General features: G+C 59.7%; 16 protein-coding genes and 1 pseudogene. 2 read left to right on the top strand and 15 right to left on the bottom strand.

Features of this window, described 5'->3' with window-relative positions:
• Positions 1-60 precede the first annotated feature (60 nt).
• From MCB86_RS08590 to leuC, 15 genes and pseudogenes are all read right to left on the bottom strand, one after another.
• Positions 61-1,272 (bottom strand): O-succinylhomoserine sulfhydrylase, encoded by a 1,212-nt coding sequence (locus MCB86_RS08590; protein ID WP_045162493.1) that lies wholly within the window; start codon positions 1,270-1,272, stop codon positions 61-63.
• Between the two features lie 46 nt (positions 1,273-1,318).
• Positions 1,319-2,824 carry an amidophosphoribosyltransferase gene (purF, locus tag MCB86_RS08595; RefSeq protein WP_045162494.1) on the bottom strand — a complete coding sequence of 502 codons (1,506 nt, stop codon included), beginning with the start codon at positions 2,822-2,824 and terminating at the stop codon, positions 1,319-1,321.
• 88 nt (positions 2,825-2,912) lie between these two features.
• Positions 2,913-3,425, bottom strand: coding sequence for a CvpA family protein (locus MCB86_RS08600; protein ID WP_025242227.1), 513 nt, complete (start codon positions 3,423-3,425; stop codon positions 2,913-2,915).
• A gap of 136 nt (positions 3,426-3,561) precedes the next feature.
• Positions 3,562-4,197 (bottom strand): SPOR domain-containing protein, encoded by a 636-nt coding sequence (locus MCB86_RS08605; protein ID WP_196298662.1) that lies wholly within the window; start codon positions 4,195-4,197, stop codon positions 3,562-3,564.
• Positions 4,181-5,485, bottom strand: coding sequence for a bifunctional tetrahydrofolate synthase/dihydrofolate synthase (folC, locus tag MCB86_RS08610; RefSeq protein WP_045162496.1), 1,305 nt, complete (start codon positions 5,483-5,485; stop codon positions 4,181-4,183). Before folC ends, MCB86_RS08605 begins: the two co-directional genes overlap by 17 nt.
• Positions 5,482-6,375: an acetyl-CoA carboxylase, carboxyltransferase subunit beta gene (gene accD / locus MCB86_RS08615; protein WP_239610599.1), complete on the bottom strand. Its 894-nt coding sequence runs from the start codon at positions 6,373-6,375 to the stop codon at positions 5,482-5,484. The genes folC and accD overlap by 4 nt, the downstream gene beginning before the upstream one ends.
• Before the next feature lie 221 nt (positions 6,376-6,596).
• On the bottom strand, positions 6,597-7,220 hold the full coding sequence (locus MCB86_RS08620) for a phosphoribosylanthranilate isomerase (protein ID WP_239610600.1): 624 nt from the start codon (positions 7,218-7,220) through the stop codon (positions 6,597-6,599).
• Positions 7,221-7,348: 128 nt separating this feature from the next.
• Entirely contained in the window at positions 7,349-8,218 is an 870-nt protein-coding gene (gene truA, locus MCB86_RS08625) for a tRNA pseudouridine(38-40) synthase TruA (RefSeq protein ID WP_239610601.1), read from the bottom strand.
• A gap of 2 nt (positions 8,219-8,220) precedes the next feature.
• On the bottom strand, positions 8,221-10,947 hold the full coding sequence (locus MCB86_RS08630; protein ID WP_239610602.1) for a FimV/HubP family polar landmark protein: 2,727 nt from the start codon (positions 10,945-10,947) through the stop codon (positions 8,221-8,223).
• 153 nt (positions 10,948-11,100) lie between these two features.
• Positions 11,101-11,196, bottom strand: a pseudogene (locus tag MCB86_RS08635) (aspartate-semialdehyde dehydrogenase); the annotation flags it as partial.
• Positions 11,197-11,514: 318 nt separating this feature from the next.
• Positions 11,515-12,627, bottom strand: a complete 1,113-nt coding sequence (asd, locus tag MCB86_RS08640; protein ID WP_045162501.1) for an aspartate-semialdehyde dehydrogenase — start codon at positions 12,625-12,627, stop codon at positions 11,515-11,517.
• A 181-nt stretch (positions 12,628-12,808) separates the two neighbouring features.
• Positions 12,809-13,891 carry a 3-isopropylmalate dehydrogenase gene (gene leuB, locus MCB86_RS08645; RefSeq protein WP_045162571.1) on the bottom strand — a complete coding sequence of 361 codons (1,083 nt, stop codon included), beginning with the start codon at positions 13,889-13,891 and terminating at the stop codon, positions 12,809-12,811.
• A gap of 14 nt (positions 13,892-13,905) precedes the next feature.
• Entirely contained in the window at positions 13,906-14,259 is a 354-nt protein-coding gene (locus MCB86_RS08650) for a hypothetical protein (RefSeq protein WP_045162502.1), read from the bottom strand.
• Between the two features lie 10 nt (positions 14,260-14,269).
• Complete coding sequence (gene leuD, locus MCB86_RS08655; RefSeq protein WP_045162503.1) at positions 14,270-14,917, bottom strand: 3-isopropylmalate dehydratase small subunit; 648 nt, start codon at positions 14,915-14,917, stop codon at positions 14,270-14,272.
• Positions 14,918-14,927: 10 nt separating this feature from the next.
• Positions 14,928-16,355 carry a 3-isopropylmalate dehydratase large subunit gene (leuC, locus tag MCB86_RS08660; RefSeq protein WP_045162504.1) on the bottom strand — a complete coding sequence of 476 codons (1,428 nt, stop codon included), beginning with the start codon at positions 16,353-16,355 and terminating at the stop codon, positions 14,928-14,930.
• Positions 16,356-16,535: 180 nt separating this feature from the next.
• On the opposite strand from leuC, the gene MCB86_RS08665 reads away from it, so the two are divergent.
• Together MCB86_RS08665 and MCB86_RS08670 are read left to right on the top strand one after the other, a co-directional pair.
• Complete coding sequence (locus MCB86_RS08665) at positions 16,536-17,402, top strand: LysR family transcriptional regulator (protein WP_045162505.1); 867 nt, start codon at positions 16,536-16,538, stop codon at positions 17,400-17,402.
• Between the two features lie 129 nt (positions 17,403-17,531).
• The gene (locus MCB86_RS08670; RefSeq protein ID WP_080890613.1) at positions 17,532-20,426 is read left to right on the top strand and encodes an EAL domain-containing protein; all 2,895 of its coding nucleotides are present in this window, start codon (positions 17,532-17,534) and stop codon (positions 20,424-20,426) included.
• Positions 20,427-20,484 lie beyond the last annotated feature (58 nt).

Consider the following 20,484-nt stretch of genomic DNA (forward strand, 5'->3'; position numbering starts at 1 on the left):
CCCCGCAATTAGCGGGGTTCGTCAATCCGAGACGGTTTTTCAGAGCGCCTGTTCTCTACATCAGAGCGCGGCCAACCCTCGGGCGAGATCAGCCTTAAGATCTGCCACGTCTTCCAGGCCCACCGCTACGCGAACCAGGCTATCGCGGATACCAGCGGTGGCGCGATCTTCAGGGGAAAGACGGCCATGGGTGGTTGTCCCCGGGTGGGTGATGGTGGTCTTACTGTCGCCCAGATTGGCGGTGATAGAGACCAGGCGGGTCGCATCGATGAAACGCCATGCACTATCCTTACCCCCCGCCACCTCGAAACTCAACACCGCTCCGAAGCCTTTCTGCTGACGCTTGGCCAGCTCGTGTTGCGGGTGGCTGGGCAGACCGGCGTAATACACCTTTTCAATGCCCGGCTGTTGTTCGAGCCACTCGGCCAACACCTGTGCATTGGCGCAGTGGGCCTGCATGCGCAGCCGCAAGGTCTCCAATCCCTTAAGGAAGACCCACGCATTGAAAGGGCTCAGCGTCGGGCCAGCTGTGCGCAGAAAACCCACCACTTCTTTCATCTGCTCGGATCGCCCGGCAACCACGCCCCCCAGGCAGCGTCCCTGCCCGTCGATGTACTTGGTTGCGGAATGAATGACGATATCAGCACCGAGCGCCAATGGCTGCTGCAGCACCGGTGTGCAGAAGCAGTTGTCCACGGCCAGCATGGCGCCCTTGGCGTGGCAGAGCTCAGCCAACGCCTCGATATCGACCAGTTCAGCCAAGGGGTTCGACGGCGATTCAACAAAGACCAGCTTGGTATTGGGCTTGAATGCAGGTTCCCAAACACCCACGTCCGTGAGCGGAACGTAGTCGACCTGAAGACCGAAGCGCTTAAGATACTTTTCGAACAGCGAGACCGTTGCACCAAACACGCTCCGCGAAACCAGCACGTGGTCGCCAGCCGAGCATAGGCTCATAACCGTCGCCAGAATCGCGGCCATACCGGAGGCGGTCGCTACGGCCTGCTCGGCGCCTTCCATGGCGGCGATGCGCTCTTCGAATGCTCGCACAGTAGGGTTGGTGTAGCGCGAATAGACATTCCCCGGCACCTCACCGGCAAAACGTGCAGCGGCGTCTGCAGCACTGCGGAACACGTAGCTGGAGGTGAAGAACAACGGCTCGCCGTGCTCACCCTCGGGCGAACGATGCTGGCCCGCACGAACGGCCAATGTATCCATGCCTGCGTCGGACAAGTCACTGTCCAGACGGCCAGCGTCCCAGTCAGTTGTCATAGTCTTTTCACCCTGAGCCGAGGCGGCCGAGCCGCCGGGTTGTCGATCAGTTGTTATACAGGTCGATGATTGCACTGCCTGCAACGCCCTTGTTCTTGCTCAGGTCGTTGCGGGCCTGCTCGATCTTGTGCAAATAGACATCGTCGATATCACCGGTCACATATTTGCCGTCGAACACAGCGCAATCGAAATTCTCTATCTTCACCTTGCCGCCGCCGACCGCTTCGATCAGGTCAGGCAGATCCTGATAGATTAGCCAGTCGGCGCCGATCAGCTCTGCGACCTCTTCGGTGCTGCGATTATGCGCGATGAGTTCGTGCGCACTGGGCATGTCGATGCCATAGACGTTCGGATAGCGAACAGCAGGTGCGGCGGAACAGAAATAGACGTTCTTCGCCCCCGCTTCGCGGGCCATCTGAATGATTTGCTTGCAAGTGGTACCGCGAACGATGGAGTCGTCCACCAGCATGACGTTCTTGCCACGGAACTCGAGGTCGATGGCGTTGAGCTTCTGGCGTACCGACTTCTTGCGCGCGGCCTGGCCCGGCATGATGAAGGTTCGACCGATGTAGCGGTTCTTGACGAAGCCTTCGCGGAACTTTACACCCAGGCGATTGGCCAGCTCCAACGCTGCCGTGCGGCTGGTATCGGGAATCGGAATCACCACATCGATATCGTGATCCGGGCGCTCACGGAGAATCTTGTCGGCGAGCTTCTCACCCATCCGCAGACGCGCCTTGTACACCGAAACGCCGTCCATCAGGGAGTCCGAACGCGCCAGATAGACGTGCTCGAAAATGCACGGGGCATAATGAGGATTCGGTGCGCACTGGCGAGTGTGCAACTTGCCGTCTGCAGTGATGTAGACGGCCTCGCCCGGAGCCAGATCGCGGATCAGCGAGAAGCCCAGCACGTCCAGTGCGACGCTTTCGGAAGCGATCATGTATTCGACGCCTTGATCCGTATGACGCTGGCCGAACACGATCGGGCGAATGGCATGCGGATCACGAAAACCGACGATGCCATAGCCGGTCACCATCGCCACGACCGCATAGCCACCCACGCAGCGCTCGTGCACCTTGGCCACTGCGGCGAATACGTCTTCCTCGGTGGGTTGCAGCTTGCCACGCACGGCCAGCTCGTGCGCGAACACGTTGAGCAACACCTCCGAGTCGGAGTTAGTGTTCACGTGGCGCAGGTCGGACTCGTAGATCTCTTTGGTCAACTGGTCGACGTTGGTCAAATTGCCGTTGTGCGCCAGGGTGATGCCGTAGGGCGAGTTCACATAGAACGGCTGCGCCTCCGCCGAGCTGGAGCTGCCGGCAGTCGGATAACGTACATGGCCGATGCCCATGTTACCGACCAGGCGCTGCATGTGGCGCTGCTGAAAGACGTCGCGAACCAACCCGTTGTCCTTGCGCAGGAACAGCTTGCCGCCGTCGCTGGTCACGATTCCGGCTGCATCCTGCCCACGGTGTTGCAGTACGGTAAGCGCGTCATACAACGCCTGATTGACGTTTGACTTACCGACGATGCCGACAATGCCACACATGCAAGGAACCTCTCAGTTATTACAGGCTGATCCGGACATGGCGCAGGCTTGAAAGCCTCCAGCACGCCCGTTGTAAAGAATGCTCATCTCAACCGGAAGCGTCGAGCGAGCCGGCTACCCATTGGCTTCCAAACCCGAGAATCAGGTTTTTTGACCAATCGGCAACCAACAGAAAATGCGGCAGCAATGTCGATTCGCGCCACCAGGGGTCCTGCTGTACAGGCGCAAGGCTGAGAAGCCCCACCAGCACTACGATCAGCAGTCCACCTCGGGCCGCACCAAACACCATTCCGAGAAAGCGATCCGTGCCGGACAGTCCGGTCACCCGAACCAGCTCACCGATGAGGAAATTGATCAGCGCCCCTACCAGCAAGGTCACAACGAACAGAATCACGCAGGCCGCGATGACTTGAAAGGATGGGGTACTGATGAACTCTGCAAGATGGTGCGACAGCGCACCACCGAACATCCAGGCGACAACACCTGCAATGATCCAGGTGAGCAGGGAAAGCGCTTCCTTAACGAAACCGCGCTTCAAGCTGATCAGACTGGAGATGACCACAACGGCGATAAACGCCCAATCGACCCAGGTGAGCGTCACGGGGTTTCCTGCAAAGAAGAAAGGCGGCGTATTTTAGCAGAGCGCCCGCCACGGAGTAAGCACCGCGAATTCGCTCTTGCCGGCAGCGGGCTAGCCACCGGCAGGTAAGCCTGTCGACGGCCGATGCAGAGCGACTTCAGCCCTGTTCAGGCTTGAAACGCACAACGAACCCGTTCAGTTTCTGCTGCCGCTGCAGCTGGTCACGCAAACGATTGGCTTCCGCCCGTTCCACCAAAGGCCCGACGAAAACACGATTCATTCCATCCGCGGTGCGTATATAGGCGTTATAGCCCTGAGACCGCAGCGTTTTCTGCAGCTTGTCGGCGTTCTCGCGGCTGGAAAGACTGGCCAGTTGCACCGACCAGCTGACCGGAAGGTTCGCCGCATCCAGTCGTTTCTCTTCGGGCGCGGCCGGCACGGAGGCCGGCGCTTTGACGGTTGCTGGTTCAGTCGCTACCGGAGGCACCGGCGGCGGCTCGACAGGGGCTGGACTAATGGGGGCCGCCGGCGCATCAGCCTCGGTTGTCGGCTGTGCCTCGTCGATAATTTCATACTCTTCAGGGAAGGGCTCTATCTGCGGCTCCGGGACCTCGACAGGTCGCGTCTCGATCGCAGGCGCAGCGGGCGCCTCAGGCATTTGCGGCGCATCTACGGCAACCTGCCGGCCAGCATCATCACGATTGAATAGCATCGGGACGAATATCACGGCTAGCGCAACAAGCACCAGCGCACCGACGATACGCTGAAGTAAACCTCTATCCACCAAGAGCATGTCCTCCACCCGTTGCGTATCGCTCAAGCCATGTCAGCGCTTCAGCCACGCAATAAAAAGATCCGAACAGCAATATCTCATCCCCCTCCGCGGCCTGATCACACTGCTGCTCGAGTGCTTGGGATATTCCGGGGTAGATAGTGACGGTCGCGCCCCGTTCCTTCAATGACGAACTCAGCTCCGCTGCGGAGCGCGAGCGAGACGTCGCCAATGGCGCAACCGCCCAGCTGTCCACGACCGGGCGCAGTTCGTCGATCACACCTGACAAATCCTTGTCAGCTAGTAAGCCGAACACTGCAAGTCGGCGACCGGATTTCGGCTGCTGCCGGAGTTGCGTAGCCAGATAGGCAGCCGCGTGAGGGTTGTGCCCCACGTCGAGCAATATCACTAACTCTCGCCCCTTCCAGCGAATCGTCCGCTGGTCCAGACGCCCGGTAATACGCGTATCCCGTAATGCTTGGATGAGCGGCGCAGGACGCCAGGACGGCTCGAGCAATGCAAACGCCTGCAATGCAACTGCTGCGTTTTCCAGCGGCAACCTGAGCAATGGCAGATTTCGCAGCTCCAGGGCGTTACCTGCCCCATCCTTGCCATACCAGTGCCAACAGGTGGCTTCTCTCACCAGATCGAAATCGAGCCCACGTACCAGCAACGGCACGGCAGACTGATTCGCGTACTCCAGCATCGACTCTGGCGGCGAGGAATCACCGCATACGGCGGGTTTAGCAGAGCGAAATATGCCAGCCTTTTCGAAAGCCACGCTCTCACGCGTAGAGCCTAGCCACTCGGCATGATCCAGGCCGACGTTAGTAACCACCGCCACATCGGCATCGACCAGGTTCACCGCATCGAGGCGGCCACCAAGTCCGACCTCCAGTACTACGGCATCCAGTGCCTCACGCTCGAACAGCCAGAAGGCGGCGAGCGTACCCATCTCGAAATAGGTCAGGGAAACGGAGCCACGGGCCTGTTCAACCGCCTCGAAGGCATCACAAAGCGCTTCGTCGCTGGCGTCCACGCCGCCAAGGCGAACGCGCTCGTTGTAGCGCAACAGATGCGGTGAGCTGTAAACACCCACTGTCTTGCCCTGCCCCGCCAACATCTGGGCGATAAAGGCGCAGGTCGAGCCTTTACCATTTGTACCCGTGACCGTAACGACCTGAGGAGCCGGGCGTGTCAGCCCAAGCCTTGTCGCCACCGCACGGCAGCGATCGAGCCCCATATCAATGGCGGTAGGGTGCAGCTGCTCGAGATACTCGAGCCAGTCCTGCAGGCTCCGCCGGGTCATGCGCTAGCCGTCACCAGAGCCGGCTCCGCTGGCGTAGGCAGCTGTTGCAGCTGAGCAAGCAAACGCGACAGACGAGCACGCAACTCGGCGCGCGGGATGATCAGATCGATGGCGCCGTGATCCAGCAGGAACTCGCTGCGCTGGAAACCTTCTGGGAGCTTTTCGCGCACCGTCTGCTCGATCACGCGCGGCCCCGCGAAGCCGATCAATGCCTTGGGCTCGGCAACGATCACATCGCCCAGCATGGCCAGACTCGCCGATACGCCGCCATAAACCGGATCGGTAAGGACGGAAATGAACGGCAGCCCCTCTTCGCGCATCCGTGCCAGCACCGCAGAAGTCTTGGCCATCTGCATAAGCGAGATCAGTGCCTCCTGCATCCGGGCCCCGCCGGACGCGGCAAAACAGACCAGAGGGCAACGCTGTTCAAGCGCGGCATTGGCGGCGCGAACGAAGCGCTCTCCGACAATAGCGCCCATGGAGCCTCCCATGAAGGAGAACTCAAATGCACAGGCCACGACCGGCATACGCATCAAGGTCCCGCGCATGGCAATCAGTGCATCCTTTTCGCCCGTCTGCTTCTGGGCAGCGGAGAGACGGTCCTTGTACTTTTTGCTATCGCGAAACTTCAATCGATCAACAGGCTCGAGGTCGGCCGCGATCTCTTCGCGTCCTTCCTTGTCAAGAAAGATGTCCAGACGCGTACGCGCGTCGATACGCATGTGATGCTGACACTTCGGGCAGACATCCAGTGTTTTCTCCAACTCCGGACGATACAGAACCGCCTCGCATGACGGGCATTTGTGCCACAGGCCTTCGGGCACTGAGCTTTTCTGCGTTTCCGAGCGCATGATCGAAGGGATCAGCTTGTCTACCAGCCAGTTGCTCATGCTTTTATTCTCCACAGCTTGTCAGTCCCGTGCGTAACAACTGCACGCACCGGAAATTTATCGTTGCGACCGTCTCCATTGGAGCTCACCACGTCGCGTAGGCGATAGCCCAGAGGGGGCGCTGTCGCTGAAACTTGAGCCGCCACCCTTAACAGGCGGGTATCAATGGCGGGCCCGCCAATCCAGCGAATGGTAACTGGACGGCAATGCCCATCGGTTCGTCACATCGCCGTCCTTACCAGACGAATGAACTCACGCACCTTTTCGACATCCTTGATGCCCTTGCTTGACTCCACTCCACCACTGACATCGACGGCGAACGGGCGCACTCCGGCCACAGCCTGTTGAACGTTCTGAGGGGATAGTCCGCCAGCGAGTATCAGCGGCTTGGGCAGATCTGCTGGAATCAGCGACCAGTCGAACACTTCGCCCGTTCCACCTGGAACACCTGCCACGAAAGTATCGAGCAAAATGGCGCTAGCCCCGGCATAACGAACGGCCTGCGCGCGAATGTCTTCGCCCGGCTGGACTCTGAGCGCCTTGTACCATGGGCGGTGAAAGCCCTCGCAATCAGCCGGTGTTTCGTCACCATGAAATTGCAGCATATCCAGCGGCACGGCATCGAGTAATTCATTGAGCTCGCAACGCGATGCATTGACGAACAAGCCTACGGTTGTGACAAAAGGTGGCAAAGCGGCAATGATCGCACGCGCCTGCTCGATGCCTACCGCGCGCGGGCTCTTGGCATAGAACACCAGGCCGATAGCGTCCGCTCCCGCTTCGGCAGCGACAAGCGCGTCCTCGATACGGGTAATTCCACATATCTTGCTACGAACGATAGGCAACGGCAGGTACCTGCGAAGAAAGACGCTGGATGGTAACAAAAGCGCCACAGGCTGCAACCTGCATTGCTGTGCCAGTCGGCGTCAGGACGACAGCTCCTGCCCCTTCTGCGCCTGCCGGTTTCCTGACCTTAGGTTCGTTGATTTCGGACATCCGGCAAGCCAGACAGAAAATGCGGCCCGAGATAGCGTTCAGGCAATTGGAACTGCTCCGGATAATCCACCTGAACCAGATACAGGCCATAAGGATGAGCCGTCACTCCACCGGTCCGCCTAACCCGCGACTCCAGCACCTTCCTGGCCCACTCCACCGGCCGTTCCCCCGCGCCGATGGTCATCAGCACACCAGCGAAGTTGCGCACCATATGGTGCAGAAAAGCATTGGCGCGGACATCGATCACGATGAGCCGCCCATACTCAAGCAACTCCAGATGATGAATCGTTTTGATCGGCGATTTCGCCTGGCACTGGCGCGCCCGAAAAGCGCTGAAATCGTGGGTCCCGACAAACGCCTTGGCCGCTTCGCGCATCAGCGCGACATCCAGCGGGCGATGATTCCAGGTCACCTCTTCGGCAAGATGCGCGGGACGGATCTGATCGTTGTAAATCACATAGCGATAGCGACGGGCCATGGCACTGAAACGCGCATCGAAGGTTTTCGGCATCTCCTTGGCCCAGGTGACACTGATATCGCCCGGCAGGTTCATGTTCGCACCCATGACCCAAGCATGCATGGAGCGGTTCACTGGCGTGTCGAAATGCACCACCTGGCCGCAGGCATGTACGAGCGCGTCGGTACGCCCCGCACAACTCAGCACGACCGGATGACCACCAGCAACTTTACTCAGTGCACTTTCCAGCGAGAGCTGAACAGACGGCACACCATCGCGCTGTCGTTGGAATCCGCGGTAGCGTGAACCTTTGTATTCAACCCCGAGGGCGATTCTGAAAACGTCAGCGGCAGCCGATGGGGCTGCCGCTTCAGATACTGCATCAGTCATGGTCAGGCTAGTTTGGCGAGCATATCTCGCGCCTCTTGCTGCTGGGCATCGCTACCCTCGCTCATAACCTCATCGAGAATGTCGCGAGCACCTTCCGCATCACCCATATCGATGTAGGCGCGAGCAAGGTCAAGCTTCGTAGTGGTTTCATCAGTATCTGAGAAGAAATCGAAATCATCGTCCAAAGCGTCCGATGCTGCCTCGACGGGCGCGATCGTACCCGCTGGCTGCTCGGGAAGATCGACCGGCTCAACGTGTCGCGAGAGGTCGTCTAGCTCGGCCTCGACCTCATCCAATTCTGAGTTAAAGCGCGCAGAGGTTGTTTCTTCGGCAGCCTCGTCAGCCAGCGATAGGTCGAACTCCTCAGGCATATCAGCCGGCTGTGCGGAGTCAGAAAGTTCGAAATCAAAATCATCGGCCGGCTCGAGCGGCTCGGACTTGGACGCTTCCTCTTCGAGGCCGGTCATCAATTCGTCATTGCGATCGGTAGTGGCGGGCTGATCATCGAGATCGAGCGAGAAGCCGGCCAGCTCGTCCTCAAGAGAAACCTCATCCGACTTGGACGATTCGTTCAGATCGAAAGAGAAGTCGTCTGCGCCCTGCTCTTGGGTCGCGTCGAGGTTGAGTTCGTCGAAATTGAGCTCGTCCAGTTCCTCTGTGGCCTGATTAGCCGGCGCGGTCGTACCGGCCAGGTCGTCGTCCAACTCAAGATCGTCCAGGCTCAAATCAAAACTGTTGTCCGCGCTTTGATCTGTGGCTGGCGCAGGCTGTTCAAGCTCAAGATCGTCCAGGCTGAAACTGTCGAAGTCATTGGTACTCGCCGAGGCTGCCGCAATACCTGCCCCCGCGGCAGCAGCCATCGCCGGGTATCTGGCCTTGGTCTGCTCTATAGCGGCGGTAGAGCCGCCAATATCACGAAGTTCCGCCTCTTGCCGAGCGAAGCCCTCGCGATCGCCGAGTTCGGCATAGACTTCCATAAGTTTGAGGCGCAGGTCACTGCGCTGCGGCTCATCGTTCAATGCATTTTGCAGCAGGTCCGCGGCCTGATTGAAACGACCATAGGCGATATAAATATCGGCTTCGGCAAGCGGATCGTTGCTAGCCGCTGCAAGCGAGTCCGCCGAATGCGTGTCGGCACCCTCAGTGCTGCGATCGGCCGGTTCGACATCCGGCGAATCGAGGTCATGCTGCGCTACGTAAAACGCGTCCGGCGCGTCATCGGCCAGCAGACTTTCCTGCAGCTCGGCTTCTTTCATGGCGTTGCGGCGCGACAAAGCCATCAAACCGACCAGCAACAGCAGCAGCGCACTGCCCCCCAAGACACCGAGCAGTACGGGATTTCCCAACAGTTCATCGACGTAGCTGTCGCTTTCGGGCGCCTGAGCATCTGCAACCGGCGCGACAGGAGCCGCAGGCGGCTGAGCGGCCGGCTCCTGGGGTGCTATTGCTTCGTTCTGAGGTACCTGCGACGCCGAAGCGTCAGCAGTAGTCTCGGACTCGGTTTCTGTCTCTGGCGCGACTTCAGTCGCTTCCGGTGCAACAGGTGTGTTTGACTCAATCTCGTCGACCGGAGGATTTACAGACGCCTCGGTGCCCGCTGCCGGCTCCCCTCCAGTCGCCAACTGAGCCTGTAGTTTGGCAAGCTGGTCATCCTTGAGCTGCATCAAGCGCTGCAGTTTGTCCAGCTGACCCTGTAGGTCGTTGAGACGGTCCTTGAGATCCAGGTTCTCTCGACGACTGGAATCGAGGCTTTCCTCGGCAACGGAAAGTTTGTCGCGCAATGCTGCCGCGTCACCCCCCGTTCCGGCATCGCTGCCAGTGGTGGACTTCCCTGCTTCCGGCGCAACCAGTCGCAAGCTATCGCCCTGCTCGCTGCGAGAAGGTGCGGCCCCGGCCGACCCGCGCTTCGTGGCGTCGAGCTGACGCGCCCCCGCGACAGTCGAGCCAGCAGCCTGACGCCAGCTGGCATTCTGTTGCGCAACCTGCTGAATAGCCTCAGCTTGCGAACGGCTACCAATCTGCTCGGCGTTCGGCAAGCGCAGCACTTGGCCATTCTTCATCCGATTGATATTGCCGCCAATGAACGCGTTCGGGTTCAGGTCCTGAATGGCCAGCATGGTCTGATGTACGGTGCCGCCCTGCCGCGCGCGCTCTGCAATTTCCCAAAGCGTGTCGTTGGGCGTGACCTTGTATTCGTTACTTGGCTGCGCGGACGGGCTAGCGGATACCGGAGCAGCCGGGCTTGCCGGCCGCGGAGTCGAGACGGGACGGGACGAGGGGGTCGCAATCGGTAGCTGAGGTGCAACGGCGGCAGCGATCTCCGGAGAGTACAGCGGCGGATCCAGCAGCAAGGTGTATTCACGCAGGAGACGGCCACTGGGCCAGAGCACTTCGATAAGAAAGTTCAGGTAGGGTTCGCGAACCGGCTTGGTCGACGACACCCGAATGATGCTTTTACCGTCAGGGCGCAATACAGGGGTAAAGGTAAGGTCCGTCAGAAAATACTGCCGGTCTACACCCGCCCTATTGAAATCTTCAGCGGATGCCAGAACCGGAACCACCTCACCCGGCGCCAAAGTTTTCGCGTCCAGCAGTTCGATTTCAGCCACCAGCGGTTGATTCAGCGCGGACTTCAGCGTGACCTCTCCCAGCCCCAGCGCATAAGCCATTTCGGAAGTCAGCGCGGTAGCAGCCGCGATTGCCAGTACCAGATTGCGAACCCGAACCATTATGTAAATCCTTGTTTTTTAACTTTTCTCGGATGTTCGAGAGGGTCTTATAGTCACTGCCCGCGCCCGCCAGGTGGCGGTTCCCCCCGTCAGCGATAAGCCTAAACAGCGTCGTTAGCTAGAATAGTTCTTCGAATTTCCAGTAAGTATCTTTTACAGATAGTGTTTTATCAACAACTCACCAGACCGTGCGGCATTGCCTGCCGCGCCTTTTCGCACGTTATCAGACACAATCCACAAATTAGCCCGCGCACTTCAGCAAGACATGTCGCCGCCAAGTCATCCCGGCCGCTAGAGGCTCGCCATACGCCATTCAGCCCAACCGAGCACCCCGACGCTCTACCGTCCGAGGATAGCCATGACTGGATCGGCCACAGCGGAAACGCCCGCAATCGAAAGGGCATCACTGTAGCCGATACCGCCCCTCGCGCAGAACCATTAAGGCTTAACCCGACGAACCGTCGCGCGGAGTTCCTCCCCAAAAAACACCGCAGCACCTTTAGCTTCCGACACAAAAAAAGCGCCGCGGCAGTGCCGAGGCGCTTCTAGTGTTTCTTTTCTTTCGGCTTATCGCTCCAAAAGAATACGCAGCATGCGGCGCAACGGCTCGGCAGCACCCCAGAGCAGCTGATCGCCAACGGTGAACGCGCCCAGGTAATGCGAGCCCATATTCAGCTTGCGAAGGCGGCCAACGGGAACACTCAAGGTACCGGTCACTGAGGTCGGACTCAGCTCCTGCATACTGGCGTCACGGTGGTTCGGGACGAGCTTAACCCAGGGATTATGCTGACTGATCAGCCCCTCGATATCCGAGATGGGCACGTCTTTATTCAGCTTGATGGTCAACGCCTGGCTGTGGCAGCGCATCGCGCCCACGCGTACACAGATACCGTCCACTGGAATCGGGCTTTTGAAACGACCGAGAATCTTGTTGGTTTCCGCCTGAGCCTTCCATTCTTCCCGGCTCTGCCCGTTCGGCAGTTCTTTGTCGATGTAGGGAATCAAACTACCAGCAAGCGGAACGCCGAAGTTATCCACGGGGAAAGCTTCGGAGCGTTGACACTCGGCGACCTTGCGATCGATTTCCAGGATTGCGCTGGCCGGGTCTGCAAGCTCGTTGGCAACCGAGGCATTAATGCTGCCCATCTGCTTGATCAGCTCACGCATGTTCTGCGCGCCGGCACCGGAGGCAGCCTGGTAGGTCATGGCGCTCATCCAGTCGACCAGCCCATGTTCGAACAAGCCGCCAAGCCCCATCAGCATCAGGCTGACGGTGCAATTGCCGCCAATGTAGTTGAGGGTGCCGGCGTCAAGCTGATGGTCGATGACCTTGCGATTGACCGGATCGAGCACGATGACCGCGTCGTCTTGCATGCGCAACGTCGAAGCCGCATCGATCCAGTAGCCTTTCCAGCCCGCTTCGCGCAGCTTGGGGAAAATTTCGCTGGTGTAGTCGCCACCCTGGCAGGTGAGGATCACATCGAGGGATTTCAGCTCATCGATGCTGTAGGCGTCCTTCAGCGGCGCGGTGTCCTTGCCGATCGACGGGCCCTGACCGCCTACGTTGGAGGTGGTGAAGAACACTGGCTCGATAAGGTCGAAATCCCGCTCTTCCAGCATTCGCTGCATGAGCACGGAACCGACCATACCGCGCCAACCGATCAGACCTACACGTTTCATCGCAACTACCTATATATATGTGGCCCGCCTGGCAGGCCGTCGATAACAAAATACGCTTTCGGGTTCGAAAGCGAGGGCGCGCCGTGCCGTGGCACCGCAACGCCTCGCCATCACTCGGCGTCTTCCGCCTAGCCGTCGCCCGCAAGCTCTGTCAACGGCCGGTGCAATGGGACCCGAGAGATTACAACTTCGCGAGCGCCGCGACTACTGCGTCACCCATTGCCTGAGTATTGGCCTTCTTGCAGCCGTCGGACCAGATATCGCCTGTACGCAGCCCCTCGTCGAGAACATTGCTGACGGCCTGCTCGATGGCGTCCGCGGCCGCGACTTGGTTGAAGCTGTAACGCAGCATCATCGAAACCGAAAGAATGGTTGCCAACGGGTTGGCGATGCCCTGGCCTGCGATATCCGGGGCCGAGCCGTGGCAGGGCTCGTACATGCCCTTGTTGTTCGAATCCAGTGAAGCAGACGGCAGCATGCCGATCGAGCCGGTCAGCATGGAAGCTTCGTCCGACAGGATGTCGCCGAACATGTTGTCGGTCACGATCACGTCGAACTGCTTCGGTGCGCGCACCAGCTGCATCGCTGCGTTGTCGACGTACATATGGCTGAGTTCGACATCCGGGTAGTCCTTCGCAACCTCTTCCACCACGGCGCGCCACAGCTGGCTGGACGCCAGGACGTTGGCCTTGTCCACCGAGCAGAGCTTCTTGCCACGCACGCGGGCCATGTCGAAACCGACCCTGGCGATCCGGCGGATCTCGCTCTCGCTGTAAGGCAGGGTATCGAAGGCCATGCGCTCGCCGTTTTCCAGCACCTTGCTCTCGCGCGGCTGACCGAAATAGATACCGCCGGTCAGTTCACGGACGATAAGGATATCCAGCCCGGCCACGATCTCCGGCTTCAGGCTGGAAGCCTCGGCCAGCTGCGGGTACAGCAGCGCAGGACGCAGGTTGCCGAACAAACCCAGTTGCGAACGGATTTTCAGCAGCCCGCGCTCAGGACGGATGGCGGGATCGATGGTGTCCCACTTTGGCCCGCCCACCGCGCCGAGCAGGATGGCGTCGGCAGCACGGGCACGCTCCAAGGTCTCGTCGGCCAGGGGCACGCCGTATTTATCGACCGCGGCCCCGCCCAGCTCGTCGTAGCTGAGCTGGAAGTCGAGCTGGAACTTGTCGTTGGCCAGCTCCAGCACCTTGACCGCCTCGGCCATGATTTCCGGTCCGATACCGTCGCCGGGAAGAATCAGAATCTGTTTGCTCATCATGTTTTCTCGAGTTATTCAGTGGGGCGGTCGCCATCGCGACCACCTGGAATCTGTGAGGAGACCGGCTGACCGTACATCGCTTTGATGCGTCTATCCTGCTCGTCGGCAGAAAAAGACTCCCAAATCAGGTCGTTGACGTCCGTCTCGCTGGAGAAGCCTTGCACTCCATCGTCCTCGAAGCCGACATGGCGCAGCTGGCCGCCATGCCCAGTCTGCTGGTTGATGGAGAAGTTCAGCTGATCGGTCCGCCACATTGCGTACCGGCCGGGAACCACCACATCAGCCGACTGACCTAGCCGGCGGCTATAGTCAGCAATTGAATCATCAAGGTCATCCACCGCCAGGGCGATATGAAAACGCTTCATCGTCACCTTCTCACTTGATCGCGCCGAACAGCCAGGGCTGGCTTTGCTGATGCCGGATCTCGAAGGCCTTGATGGCATCTGCGTCCTGCAACGTGAGGCCGATATCATCCAGACCGTTGAGCAGGCAGTGCTTGCGAAACGCGTCGACCTCGAAGCTGTACTGCACGCCATCCGGGCGCGTTACCGTCTGCGCCGCCAGATCCACGGTGAGCTGATAGCCCTCGGTGGCCTCGGCCTGCTCGAACAGCGCATCGACCTCTTCTTCCTTCAGCACGATCGGCAGCAGGCCGTTCTTGAAACTGTTGTTGTAGAAAATGTCGGCAAAGCTCGGCGCGATAATCGCGCGGAAGCCGTACTCTTCGAGCGCCCAGGGTGCATGCTCACGGGACGAACCACAGCCGAAGTTTTCACGCGCGAGCAGAACGCTGGCGTTTTGGTAACGAGGAAAATTCAATACGAATTCCTGGTTTACCGGACGACTCGAGCAATCCTGATTGGGCTGACCCACGTCCAGATAGCGCCACTCGTCGAACAGGTTCTGACCGAAACCGGTACGCTTGATCGACTTGAGAAACTGCTTCGGAATGATCTGATCGGTATCGACGTTGGCGCGATCGAGTGGCGCGACGAGACCGGTGTGCTGGGTGAATGCTTTCATGTCGGTCTCCTCAGGCCTGGATCAAATCACGAACATCGACGAAACGACCGGTCACCGCGGCGGCGGCAGCCATCGCCGGGCTCACCAGATGAGTCCGTCCGCCAGCGCCCTGCCGCCCTTCGAAATTGCGGTTGGAAGTGGACGCGCAATGCTCGCCGCTGCCCAGCTTGTCGGGGTTCATCGCCAAACACATGGAACAACCGGGCTCACGCCACTCGAAGCCAGCTTCGAGAAAGATCTTGTCGAGCCCTTCCGCCTCGGCCTGTTGCTTGACCAGCCCGGAACCTGGCACGACCATCGCTTGCTTCACCGTAGCCGCCACCTTGCGGCCCTTGGCCACTTCGGCAGCGGCGCGCAGGTCTTCGATACGCGAGTTGGTGCAGGAGCCGATGAAGACGCGGTCGAGTTGAATATCGGTGATCGGCTGGTTGGCACGCAGGCCCATGTACTTCAGCGCTCGGGTGATGGAATCGCGCTTGACCGGATCAGCTTCGGCCGCCGGATCAGGCACATGCTGGTCGACTGCCAGAACCATCTCGGGCGACGTTCCCCAACTGACCTGCGGTTTGATTTCTTCGGCATTCAGCTCGACGACCGTGTCGAATACCGCGTCGTCGTCGGACACCAAACTCTTCCAGAGCTCGACGGCATTGTCCCAATCAGCGCCCTTAGGCGCGAATGGGCGACCTTCGACGTAAGCGATCGTCTTCTCGTCCGCCGCCACCATACCTACGCGTGCGCCGGCCTCGATGGACATGTTGCAGATGGTCATGCGCCCTTCCATCGACAGTTCGCGAATGGCGCTACCGGCGAACTCCAATGCATGGCCGTTGCCTCCGGCGGTGCCGATCTTGCCGATCACCGCCAGGACGATGTCCTTGGCGGTCACGCCGAAAGGCAACTTACCTTCGACGCGCACCTGCATGTTCTTCATCTTTTTGGCGACCAGGCACTGGGTCGCGAGTACATGCTCGACCTCGGAAGTACCGATCCCATGCGCCAGCGCGGCGAATGCACCGTGGGTGGAGGTATGCGAGTCGCCACAGACGACCGTCATGCCCGGCAACGTCGCGCCCTGCTCCGGCCCGATGACATGGACGATGCCTTGGCGAACATCGTTCATCTTGAATTCGAGAATGCCGAAGTCGTCGCAGTTTTCGTCCAGCGTTTGTACCTGGATACGCGAGACTTCGTCGGCGATGGCTTCCAGGCCGCCCTGACGTTCGCCCTTGGTGGTCGGCACGTTGTGATCGGGAGTCGCGATATTGGCGTCGATGCGCCATGGCTTGCGCCCTGCCAGGCGAAGCCCTTCGAATGCCTGCGGTGAGGTCACTTCGTGCAGGATATGACGGTCGATGTAGATCAGGGACGAGCCATCGTCACGGCGCTTGACCTCGTGCATTTCCCAGAGCTTGTCGTAGAGCGTTTTGCCGGCCATCGGACTTTCCTCATCAGTGCGTTGGGCTAAAGCCCTTTTGCTTATGGGGTTGATGCTAGGGGGTTGCGTCGAATTACTCAAATTCATATTTTTCATCTAACGCATTCCATATAGGAATAGCGGTACGCTGTTCCTAGTCCAGTAATAACGCGCCTTACCCGACCTTCCGGGAGACAACCAATGGACCTTGCCAACCTCAACGCCTTTCTCGCCATCGCCGAAACGGGGAGTTTTTCTCTGGCCGCCGAGCGCCTGCATCTGACCCAACCGGCCGTGAGCAAACGACTGGCTGCGCTGGAATCACAGTTGAACGTACGGCTGTTCGATCGTCTCGGACGCGAGATCGGTCTCACTGAAGCAGGCAGAGCCCTGCTTCCACGGGCCTATCAGATTCTCAACGTGCTGGACGATACCCGCCGCGCGCTGACCAACCTCAACGGCGACGTCAGCGGGCGACTGAGTCTGGCGACCAGCCACCACATCGGTCTGCACCGTTTGCCGCCCTTGCTGAGGGCCTTCACTCGCGCCCACCCACGCGTGAATCTGGATATCCGTTTTCTCGATTCGGAAATCGCCTATGAGGAAGTCCTGCACGGGCGCGCCGAACTCGCGGTGATCACCCTGGCACCCAAAACGGCGGCTCCGGTTCGCGCCCACAAGGTCTGGGATGATCCACTCGACTTCGTGGTGGCCCCCGAGCATCCCCTGGCACAAAAACGCGAGATCACGCTGGCGGACATTGCCGGTTATCCGGCGGTATTTCCGGGCGGCAATACCTTTACCCACCATATTGCGCAACGGTTGTTCGAGCGCGAAGGCCTCATCCCGAATATCGCGATGAGCACCAATTACATGGAGACGATCAAAATGATGGTGTCCATCGGCATCGCCTGGAGTGTGCTGCCGCGCACAATGCTCGATGATCAGGTGGTGCGTTTGCCACTGGCGGGCGTTCAGCTGTCACGGCAACTCGGCTACATCACCCACACCGAGCGCACCCTGTCGAACGCGGCGAAAGCCTTCATGGCGCTGTTGGATGCCGACTAACCGCACTTGCACTCTGCCATCAGCTACGGATAAGTTCGCGGCACAAGAACAAGATCGTCAGAGCGCCCATGAGAATCGCCTGTCATCGCCCGATCCGCGATTCCCTGATCCTTCCGATCGAGGCCTTTTATGCTTCCTCCTGAGCCGCTTCAGAACGCTACCGCACATGAAGCGGAAAACCCCTGGCAGGATGCCTCTCGCCTGCTATCGGTGCTCGACGGTGCGGGAGTCGGCGTATGGTCCTGGGACTTGTCATGCGGCATCGTGCATTGGTCAATCGGTACGGGCCTGCTTTTCGGGCTCACCGAACCGCTCGTCGAAATTAGCCTCGATTATTACCTAACGCTCATCGCTGCGGAGGACCGCCCTCATGTCGACGCCATTGTCCGCTCGGTACTGAAGGGCGGCGAGTCACGCTTCAGCTTTCGTCATCGGGTGCGTTGGCCGGACGCCAGCGTGCGCTGGCTGGAAATCGATGGGCAGCGGCAAGACAGCGGCACGCCACCTTCGATGATAGTCGGCATCATCCGCGACATCACCGATCAGCATCTTCAGGCCCAGGCCCTCGAAGACAGCCAGGAGCGGCTCGAGTTGACACTCGAATCGGCAGAGCTGGGCAACTGGGAATGGCACATTCCCAGCGATCGCCTCTATGCGTCCACCCGGGCCTCCGAGCTGCACGGCATCGTCGACGGTCCCTTCAATGGGGCATTCCGCGAGTTTTTCCGCTCCGTCGCGGCCAAAAACCGTCAGACCATGCGCGAGGCATACAGCGATCTGCTCGCAGGCCGACGCCAAATCTACCAGACGACCTATCAGGCGGAGCACACCGATGGCACCGCCCGCCATCTGGAGAGCACGGCAAAGCTGTATCGTGACGAGCACGGCGCGCCGCTGCGGATGGTCGGCATCATCATCGACGCCACCGAACGCGTCCTGCGTGAACAGCACCTTGCCGCATCCGAAGCGAAATTTTCTGCATTGTTCCAAGGCAGCCCCGACCCCATTGCGCTCTCGCGCATCCGCGACGGTGTCTTCGTCGACGTCAATCCGAGCTTCACCGCCGTATTCGGCTGGGAGGGCGGCGACATCATCGGCCGCTCGGCCCCGGAAGTAGGCATCTGGCGCGACGAGGCACAGCGACAGGCGCTCTACCAACAGCTGACTCGCGACCAGCATCTGGAAAATGCCGAGGCGCAATTTCGCACCAAGGACGGCCATGTCGTCACCTGCGTGGTCTCCAGCCGCTTCATCCGAATCGATCGACGGCTGTGCATCGTCACGACCTTCCGCGACATCACCAAGCGCCAGCAGGCCGAGGCGGCGCTGAAGGTCAGCGAGGCCAAATTCGCCATGGCGTTTCATTCGAGCCCAGACGCCATCATTATCAGCGAGCGCAGCACGGGACGTTTCATCGAAGTCAACGAAGGCTTCCATCGCCTTTCCGGCTACCGTCCAGAGGAAGCGATCGGCCGCACGTCCACCGAACTGGGCGTCTGGCCCGGTACGCAGCGCCAAGCGCTGCTCGAACGTCTCAATCGCGACGGCCGCGTGGCCAATTGGGAAATGATCGGACAAGATCGTTACGGCAACCCCAAACACATCGAGGTCTCGATTGAACCGATCGAACTCAACGACACCGCCTGTCTATTGCTATCGGCACGGGACATCAGCCAGCTGAAGGCTGCCCACGCGCAGATTCATCACTTGGCGTATCACGACCCGCTGACCAATCTGCCCAACCGCGCCATGCTGATGGATCGCCTGACGCAGCAGACTTCCCTGCACAAACGACACAATCTGCGCGGCGCCTTGCTGTTTCTTGATCTTGACCACTTCAAACACATCAATGATTCACTCGGGCATCCGGTGGGCGATGCCGTATTGAAGATGATCACGGCTCGCCTCGAAGCCAGCACCCGTCAGGAAGACACGGTCGCCCGCCTCGGTGGCGACGAATTCGTCGTGTTATTGACCGGGCTGAGCGGTCGCCGCTCGGAGGTGACTCGTCATGTTCGCCAGGTGGCCGAAAAACTGCGCACGCTGCTCGCCGAGCCCATGATTTTCGAGGGTAATCGGCTGCAGGTCACGCCGAGCATTGGCATCGCCCTGATGCCTGATCACGGCGAGACGCCGGCCGATCTGCTGAAGCGCGCCGACATCGCGCTCTACCGAGCCAAGGACGCCGGACGCAATGCCATTCAGCTGTTCCGCACGACGATGCAGGAAGCCGCCGTTGCCCGCATGAAACTGGAGAGCGAGTTACGGCTGGCGCTGCAGCGTCACGAATTCGAGCTACAGCTGCAACCCCAGGTGAACGCGCGTTCCGGTGCGGTGATCGGCGCGGAAGTCCTGCTACGTTGGCATCAGCCAGCGCACACCCCACGCTCCCCCGCCCAGTTCATCGACGTGTTGGAAGAAAGCGGCTTGATTGTCGAGGTCGGCAACTGGGTCATAAAGGAAGCCTGTCGAATCGGTGCATCGCTACTGGCCAGCGGTCTCGTACATGCCGATCATTTCAGCCTTTGCGTCAATATCAGCCCCCGCCAGTTCCGGCAGAGCGAATTCGTCGAGCGCATCCTCGAGGCGCTGAAGACCAGCGGGCTTCCGCACAAGATGATCAAGCTGGAAATCACCGAAGGCATCGTGATCCACAATCTGGACGACACCATCGCCAAGATGCGTCGCCTTTGCCGGCATGGCGTAAGTTTCGCCATGGACGACTTCGGTACCGGCTACTCCTCGCTTACCTATCTGAAGCGCCTGCCCGTGAATCTGCTGAAGATCGACCAGTCCTTCGTTCGAGACGCGCTGGATGATCCCAACGACGCTGAGATCATCCGTGCCATCGTCGCGATGGCCAGGAGCCTGGAATTGGAAGTGATTGCCGAAGGCGTCGAACAGCAGGCACAGCTCGACCTGCTGCAATTGCAAGGCTGTTATCTTTATCAGGGTTATCTGTTCAGTCGCCCATTGCCGTTGGCCGAGTTCAGTGAGCTTCTGATATCGCACCCGACGACCTGACCGGTTAGCGGGCCAGAGAAACGAAGCCCCGCCATATCGGCGGGGGTCGTCATTTATT

Source organism: Pseudomonas sp. KSR10, assembly GCF_022355455.1.
In the GTDB taxonomy this organism is placed as follows: Bacteria; Pseudomonadota; Gammaproteobacteria; order Pseudomonadales; family Pseudomonadaceae; genus Stutzerimonas; species Stutzerimonas stutzeri_E.

Coding starts and splice junctions, on each gene's coding strand:
- MCB86_RS08590 (WP_045162493.1), bottom strand. CDS start 1,272: ATGACAACTGACTGGGACGCTGGCCGTCTGGACAGTGACTTGTCCGAC.
- purF (WP_045162494.1), bottom strand. CDS start 2,824: ATGTGTGGCATTGTCGGCATCGTCGGTAAGTCAAACGTCAATCAGGCG.
- MCB86_RS08665 (WP_045162505.1), top strand. CDS start 16,536: ATGGACCTTGCCAACCTCAACGCCTTTCTCGCCATCGCCGAAACGGGG.
- MCB86_RS08605 (WP_196298662.1), bottom strand. CDS start 4,197: ATGCTCTTGGTGGATAGAGGTTTACTTCAGCGTATCGTCGGTGCGCTG.
- folC (WP_045162496.1), bottom strand. CDS start 5,485: ATGACCCGGCGGAGCCTGCAGGACTGGCTCGAGTATCTCGAGCAGCTG.
- leuB (WP_045162571.1), bottom strand. CDS start 13,891: ATGAGCAAACAGATTCTGATTCTTCCCGGCGACGGTATCGGACCGGAA.
- accD (WP_239610599.1), bottom strand. CDS start 6,375: ATGAGCAACTGGCTGGTAGACAAGCTGATCCCTTCGATCATGCGCTCG.
- leuD (WP_045162503.1), bottom strand. CDS start 14,917: ATGAAAGCATTCACCCAGCACACCGGTCTCGTCGCGCCACTCGATCGC.
- MCB86_RS08630 (WP_239610602.1), bottom strand. CDS start 10,947: ATGGTTCGGGTTCGCAATCTGGTACTGGCAATCGCGGCTGCTACCGCG.
- MCB86_RS08670 (WP_080890613.1), top strand. CDS start 17,532: ATGCTTCCTCCTGAGCCGCTTCAGAACGCTACCGCACATGAAGCGGAA.
- truA (WP_239610601.1), bottom strand. CDS start 8,218: ATGACTGATGCAGTATCTGAAGCGGCAGCCCCATCGGCTGCCGCTGAC.
- asd (WP_045162501.1), bottom strand. CDS start 12,627: ATGAAACGTGTAGGTCTGATCGGTTGGCGCGGTATGGTCGGTTCCGTG.
- MCB86_RS08650 (WP_045162502.1), bottom strand. CDS start 14,259: ATGAAGCGTTTTCATATCGCCCTGGCGGTGGATGACCTTGATGATTCA.
- leuC (WP_045162504.1), bottom strand. CDS start 16,355: ATGGCCGGCAAAACGCTCTACGACAAGCTCTGGGAAATGCACGAGGTC.